The organism is uncultured Campylobacter sp., from assembly GCF_938017705.1.
GTDB lineage: Bacteria > Campylobacterota > Campylobacteria > Campylobacterales > Campylobacteraceae > Campylobacter_B.
Genome location: NZ_CALIIS010000170.1, coordinates 1 through 4,816, shown reverse-complemented (window position 1 = coordinate 4,816; position 4,816 = coordinate 1). Strand labels below are relative to the sequence as shown.

Sequence of the window (4,816 nt, the reverse complement as noted above, 5' to 3'; positions counted from 1 at the left end):
GAGCATTATAACATTTTTTTAAAAAATTATATATAATATTTAGTATTTTGTATTGAAAAATTTTAAAATATGGTATAATTTCCCAAACTAAAAAAGCGAAGGAGCAAAAAATGTCAAAGCCAAAAATTGCAGTCGGCGCATTGGGCGGTACGATTTGTATGAGCGCGAACGGTGGACAAGGCGGAGTTAAACCTAGCTTTAGTGCAGAACAGTTAGTAGGCGCAGTACCTGCTTTAAGGGAGATGGTGCAAATAGAGGCTAAAACCTTGCTGGCTCTTCCTAGCGGTAGTTTAAAGGTACAAGATCTCGTAGAAGTTTATAAATGGGCGAAAGAGCAGATAGCTAAAGGGGCAGCAGGCGTAGTCATTACGCAAGGAACCGATACGCTAGAAGAAAGCGCATTCTTTTTAAATTTAGTTTGGGATGAGCATGCTCCGTTGGTTATTACCGGCGCTATGCGAAATGCCGATTCTATTAGCTCGGATGGTGCCGGCAATATATATGCTAGCGTGTTAACCGCTATTAGTCCGCAAAGTAGAGATCGGGGTGTGCTGGTAGTACTAAACGATACGATTCATAGTGCACTATGGGTTCATAAGAGCAATACCTTTTCTCTGCAAACTTTTATATCGATAAATGCCGGTATTCAGGGGCTTGTGATAGAGAATGGAGTAAAATTTATAACTCCTGCCGTATCGCGTCAAATTTATCCTTTACCTGACGTCAAATTTCCTAAAGTAGAGATTATACAAAGCTATTTGGGTTGTGACGGCGAGATGATTGAGCTCGCCTTACGTGCTAATTTTAGTGGTATCGTAATTAGTGGCGTAGGTGCCGGACACGTATCATACGATATGGTGGATAAACTAAGAGGTGCTCAAATTCCGGTCGTCGTCGCTTCTCGCACCGGTAGTGGGATCTGTGCTACTAAGACATACGGTTATAAAGGCTCAGAGATGGATTTACAAAGTATTGGTTGTATAATGTCTGGCTGGTTATCGCCGATTAAATCAAGGCTTTTACTGATGCTTTTGCTGGCAAATAATATGAATTTGGAACAGATAAAAAAAGAATTTGGAAATTTCTAAGGCGCCGATCTGGATTGTTTTTATATTATTTTTGTATAATACTCCTAAAAAACGGAGAATAAATGATACATCTCAATTCGGATCGTCCTATCACCACAACAGAATTTATAGTCCATAGTCTTAGTCAAGATATTTTAAACGGAAATATAAAATCCGGCTCCAAGCTAAAACAAAATGAAATTTCAAAGAGATTTAACGTTAGTGCTACGCCGGTAAGGGAAGCGCTAAAAATTCTGACGGCAAAAGGGTTAATCAGTTTCGATCCATTTAAAGGCGCAATTGTAAAGGGGCTTTGCTACAAGGAAGCAAAAGAAATTTATGAACTCAGAATTTTATTGGAAAGCAAACTTATAACGGATGCGTTTGAAAAATATGATACTGAGTATCTACAAAAAGCAATTAATATCCAAGAACAAATCGAAATTTGCACGGATTTAAACGAATGGGCTTTGTTAAATGCCAATTTTCATCGATGCTTTTGGCAGAGCGAAAGCGGTAGTAGGACATTTAATATCGTCGAAACCCTTATAATGGCGGCAATCCCATATGTTTCACTGTCTTTGTTTTATAAAAAATCCCATATAGAATCCTCAAATGAGGAACACAGGGCAATAATAGAAGCGTATCAGAAAAAAGACTTAAAAAAATTAGTTCATCTCAACACAGCACATACTAATAAGACGAAAAATATTTTAGAAGATGCGATAAAAAATAGCCTTTAAGTATTTTTTTACAAAGTGTAGCATTCGCGTCGCAACAAACTTGTTAAATTCTTATCGAGATTAAATTTATGCCTATTTTTACATCAACTAAAACATTTCCCGATCAAATAGCTTCTAAAATCGCATAAATTATATCAAGGGAGAATTGATAAAAAATCTTAAGGTTTTATCGATCGCAACGATACCGACACTAAATTTAAGCACTTCGGATATTGCGCTTGACGGCAAAGATGTGTCGTTGCAAGAAACGCATATTATAAACGGTGTAATTAGGCGCGAGATTAAATTTATCTGCAAATTTAGCTAATCGCAGGGATAAATTTTAAAAACTTAGACCCGCAAAGCCGCCGTTTTAAAGCGCGGACTAAAAGCGCGCGCTAATCTCGCCGAAGCTCTTTCGTAAATTTAGCCTACGCGCTATTTTTCTCCACGAATTTTACGCTTGCATAGAGGTGGCTTGCAAGCCCTAGCGCGCCCAGTATCGCGCCCGCCTCGCCTATGTGTTCAAGCCCGAATCTCGTTGCGACTTGATGTCCCAAAAGCGCTCCGCCGCCGATGCCTACGTTATAAATCGCCGAGTAGATCGATATCGCGACATCGGTAGCGTCGGGAGCTAGCGCCAAAACCCTAATCTGCAAACAAAGCCCAAAGCCAAAAATTCCCACTCCCCAGACGAAAGCCGCGAGCAGCAGCGCCGCGTCATTTGCGACAAAAGCTTTTAACGTCAGCACCGAGGCTAGGATAAAAAGGATCGAGCAGATCAAAAAGGCGTTTGGAAAAGGGCGGTAAAGCTTTGAAAAAAGCACGCTTGCGGCGATTCCCGAAGCGCCGAATGCAAGCAGGACGTAGGTCACGAAGTGATCGCCTGCGAGGTTAAATTTCGCCACGAAGGGCTCGACATAGCTGTAGGTCGTAAAATGCGCGCCTACGATCAAAAACGTCAGCAGATACAAAGCAAGCAGCATCGGACGCCTTGCTAGCATCGGCAAGCTAGCAAGGGAGCCCGCACGGCGGCTTGGTAAAAACGGTAAAATTTTCCAAAGAAACAGCGCCTCCGCCGCCGCAAGCGCGCCGATCGCAAAAAACGTAATTCTCCAGCCGAAAAGCTCGCCGACCACGCGCCCCAAAGGAAGCCCCAAAACCATCGCAAGCGAGGTGCCCAAAGCCAGCATGCCGATAGCCTGAGAGCCTTTGTTTATCGGCGCTAGGCGCACGACGAGCGATGAGGTGATCGACCAAAAGATCGCGTGCGAAATCGCGATACCAAGTCGCGCGATTACCAAAACGGCAAAATTCCACGCAATGGCGGCCAGGACGTGGCTTAGCGTAAACAGCACAAAAAGTCGCAAAAGTAGCCTCTTGCGTTCAAGCTTTGAAGTAAGCAGCATCAACGGCAGCGAAAGGATACTCACCGCCCACGCGTAGATCGTGATGATTAGGCCCGTACTCGTAACGTCCATCTTAAAATCCGCCGCAATGTCGCTTAGCAGGGCCACGGGGATAAATTCCGTCGTGTTAAAAATAAAGGCGGCAAACGCCAGCGCGATAACTCTCGTGTAAGCGATTTTATGGATATTCATAGGCGTTCCTTTGGGGCTTTTTAAATTTGGCTTTAAGTTTAGCATATTTAGCGGTTTTTAGCTTTTCGAGTTCTGCTCGGAATTTTAAAATTTTAAATTCCATGCCGTATATACGTGCTACGTTCCGTGCTAAATCCAAGCGGAGGATTATAGCTAAATTTATCCTCCTCGCAGCTTGCGGAAATAGAATTTACGCTCAAAACGCAAAGTCGCGTGTGGTAAAATTCACGTAGCGATCGATCGATGAAAATTTAAAATGAAATTTGCGCTGCGCTCGACAGGTGGCAATAAAATTTCTTATGTTTGGTAGAATGCGTCGAAATTTTATATACCGCGATGTTATAAGCCATAAATAAAATTTTGCTACGTTGAGCTTGGATGCGTATAGCGGTTGAGGCTTTGTAGTGGCTAAATTTATTATCCAGTCTTGTTGCGATATGAGGTTTTTTCATCTTGTGGTAGGTGCATTTTTAAATTTCTTAATTTTCGCGCGTTCCCGCCATTTGATATTTGGTTAGAATTTCAAGCTAGACGGCTAAATTTACATTAATTTCTACCTGTTGCTAGCAAGCTGCGCTTAAAGTACGCAAAATTTATTTTCAAGGCGGCGAAAGAGCCCGTCTCAAATCGTCCGCAATGCTCGTCTAAAACTGCCAGCAGATCGCGCTTGTAGCCCGCCTGCTGTGATAAAGCTTTAGAATTTTATTCGGTTTGCGAAGCATTTAAATTTTTAAGCAATAAATATGTAAAATTAGCGAAATTTGATAATTCCAAAGGAACTAAAAATGGCAAAAGTTATGAAAACGATGGACGGAAACGAGGCGGCGGCTTACGTCTCATACGCCTTCACCGAGGTCGCGGGCATCTATCCGATCACGCCTAGCTCGCCTATGGCGGATTACACCGATATTTGGGCGTCGCAGGGCAAGAAAAACCTCTTCGGCATGCCCGTTAAAGTAGTCGAGATGCAAAGCGAGGGCGGCGCGGCGGGCACCGTGCATGGATCCTTACAAGCGGGCGCGCTTACGACGACGTACACCGCGTCGCAGGGGCTTTTGCTAAAAATTCCAAATATGTACAAGATCGCAGGTCAGATGCTTCCGGGCGTCATTCACGTCGCGGCGCGTGCACTTGCGGCGCAGGCGCTCTCCATCTTCGGCGATCACCAAGACGTCTATGCCTGTCGCCAAAGTGGCTTTGCGATGCTTGCAAGCGACAGCGTGCAGGAGGTGATGGATCTGGGCGGTATCGCGCATCTTGCGGCGATTAAGGGGCGCGTGCCGTTTTTGCACTTTTTCGACGGATTTCGTACGAGCCACGAGATACAAAAGGTCGAGGTGCTTGACTACGCGCACTTTGATAGGCTTCTTGACCGTGAGGCGCTGCAAAAATTTAGAGACGAGTCGCTAAGCCCCGAAAGTCCGAA

5 protein-coding genes and 1 pseudogene are annotated in these 4,816 nt (G+C 44.0%); 4 read left to right on the top strand and 2 right to left on the bottom strand.

What is annotated here, in order from left to right:
- Window positions 1-110 precede the first annotated feature (110 nt).
- The 3 genes from Q0605_RS08095 to Q0605_RS08085 all read left to right on the top strand — a co-directional run bounded on the left by Q0605_RS08095 (window position 111) and on the right by Q0605_RS08085 (window position 2,117).
- On the top strand, window positions 111-1,088 hold the full coding sequence (locus tag Q0605_RS08095; RefSeq protein WP_297948367.1) for an asparaginase: 978 nt from the start codon (window positions 111-113) through the stop codon (window positions 1,086-1,088).
- A 62-nt stretch (window positions 1,089-1,150) separates the two neighbouring features.
- Window positions 1,151-1,810, top strand: a complete 660-nt coding sequence (locus Q0605_RS08090) for a GntR family transcriptional regulator (protein ID WP_298705950.1) — start codon at window positions 1,151-1,153, stop codon at window positions 1,808-1,810.
- Window positions 1,811-1,955: 145 nt separating this feature from the next.
- Window positions 1,956-2,117 (top strand): hypothetical protein, encoded by a 162-nt coding sequence (locus Q0605_RS08085; protein WP_298705947.1) that lies wholly within the window; start codon window positions 1,956-1,958, stop codon window positions 2,115-2,117.
- A gap of 103 nt (window positions 2,118-2,220) precedes the next feature.
- Here Q0605_RS08085 and Q0605_RS08080 read toward each other — a convergent pair whose 3' ends face one another.
- Window positions 2,221-3,390 (bottom strand): sugar transporter, encoded by a 1,170-nt coding sequence (locus Q0605_RS08080; RefSeq protein WP_298705943.1) that lies wholly within the window; start codon window positions 3,388-3,390, stop codon window positions 2,221-2,223.
- 251 nt (window positions 3,391-3,641) lie between these two features.
- Window positions 3,642-3,842, bottom strand: a complete 201-nt coding sequence (locus Q0605_RS08075) for a hypothetical protein (RefSeq protein ID WP_298705940.1) — start codon at window positions 3,840-3,842, stop codon at window positions 3,642-3,644.
- A 333-nt stretch (window positions 3,843-4,175) separates the two neighbouring features.
- Between Q0605_RS08075 and Q0605_RS08070 the strand changes: the two are divergent.
- Window positions 4,176-4,816 (top strand): annotated as a pseudogene (locus Q0605_RS08070) (pyruvate:ferredoxin (flavodoxin) oxidoreductase); the annotation flags it as partial.

What these genes read in the sequence shown, in the direction of transcription:
- Q0605_RS08095 (WP_297948367.1), top strand. Translation starts at nt 111, where the DNA reads ATGTCAAAGCCAAAAATTGCAGTCGGCGCATTGGGCGGTACGATTTGT.
- Q0605_RS08090 (WP_298705950.1), top strand. Translation starts at nt 1,151, where the DNA reads ATGATACATCTCAATTCGGATCGTCCTATCACCACAACAGAATTTATA.
- Q0605_RS08080 (WP_298705943.1), bottom strand. Translation starts at nt 3,390, where the DNA reads ATGAATATCCATAAAATCGCTTACACGAGAGTTATCGCGCTGGCGTTT.
- Q0605_RS08075 (WP_298705940.1), bottom strand. Translation starts at nt 3,842, where the DNA reads ATGAAAAAACCTCATATCGCAACAAGACTGGATAATAAATTTAGCCAC.